The sequence below is a fragment of the Halomonas nitroreducens genome, assembly GCF_003966155.1.
Lineage (GTDB): Bacteria > Pseudomonadota > Gammaproteobacteria > Pseudomonadales > Halomonadaceae > Halomonas > Halomonas nitroreducens.
On sequence record NZ_RXNS01000046.1, the window covers coordinates 1 to 1,462 of the forward strand.

Consider the following 1,462-nt stretch of genomic DNA (forward strand, 5'->3'; position numbering starts at 1 on the left):
GAGCGACATCCACACGCTCTTGAGGTCGGAATACTCCTCCAGGGAGTGGTGGGACTTGTCGCGGCCGTTGCCCGACTGCTTGACGCCGCCGAAGGGCACCGTCTGGTCCATGGCCGCCCAGTTGTTGACGAACACCTGGCCCGAGCGCAGCCGCCGGGTCACGCGCATGATGCGGTCGATGTCCTGGCTCCACAGCCCCGCCGCCAGGCCGTAGTCGCTGTCGTTGGCGAGCCGCACGGCCTCGTCCTCGCCATCGAAGCCGAACACCGCGAGCACCGGGCCGAAGATCTCCTCGCGGCCGATGGCCATGGCCTCGGTGACGCCGTCGAACACCGTCGGCGGGATAAACAGCCCGGGGCCTTCGAGGGGGGCGCCGCCCGTTCTCAGCTGGGCCCCCTCCTCCACGCCGCGGCGGATATAGTCCAGTACCCGCTCGTACTGGGCCTGGTCGACCATCGCGCCCATGAAGCTTTCCGGGTCCAGCGGGTCGCCGGGCTGCATGCGCTCGGCGGCGGCCAGCACCTTCTCCACGAAGGCCTCGCGGATCGCATTCTCCACCAGCAGCCGGGAGCCGGCGATGCACACCTCGCCCTGGTTGTGGAAGATCGCCGCGGCGGCGTGCTCGGCCACCCGATCCAGGTCCTTGCAGTCGGCGAAGACCAGGTTGGGGCTCTTGCCCCCGCACTCCAGGAAGACCTTCTTGAGGTTGGACTGGCCGGCGTACTGCATCAGCTGCTTGCCGACCGCGGTGGAGCCGGTGAAGGCCAGGCAGTCGACGTCCATCGACAGCGCCAGCGCCTTGCCCACGGTGTGGCCGTAGCCCGGCAGCACCTGGAAGACGCCGCGCGGCAGGCCGGCCTCCCGGGCCAGGCTCGCCAGGCGCAGCGCGGACAGCGGCGACTTCTCCGAGGGCTTCAAGATGACGCTGTTGCCGGCGGCCAGCGCCGGGCCGATCTTCCAGGCGGTCATCATCAGCGGGAAGTTCCAGGGCACGATGGAGGCCACCACCCCCAGCGGCTCGCGCAACACCAGGCCCAGGGCATCGTCGCCGGTGGGCGCCACCTCGCCGTAGAGCTTGTCGATGGACTCGGCGTGGTGGCGGAGACAGGCCACGGCGCCGGCCATGTCGCCCAGCGCGCTTGTCACCGGCTTGCCCATGTCCAGGGTGTCGAGCAGCGCCAGCTCGTGCCGGTGGGTCTCCATCAGCGCGGCCAGCTTGAGCAAGGCACGTTTGCGCTTGCCCGGGGCCAGGCGCGACCAGGCGCCGCCGTCGAAGGCGTGCCGGGCGGCCGCCACCGCGACCTCGGCATCGGCGGCGTCGCAGCTCGCCACCTCGGCGAGGACCTCGCCGGTGGCCGGGTTGGTGGTGGTCAGGATCGCGCCGCCCTGGGCCTCGACGAAGGCGCCGTCGATATAGGCGCGGGTCTCGACGGACAGCGAGGCGGCCAGCGCCTGCCAGTCG

1 protein-coding gene is annotated in these 1,462 nt (G+C 71.0%); it reads right to left on the reverse strand.

Features of this window, described 5'->3' with window-relative positions; genetic code table 11:
* On the reverse strand, positions 1 to 1,462 hold a 1,462-nt coding region (locus EKG36_RS20395), incomplete at both ends, for an aldehyde dehydrogenase (RefSeq protein WP_221766129.1).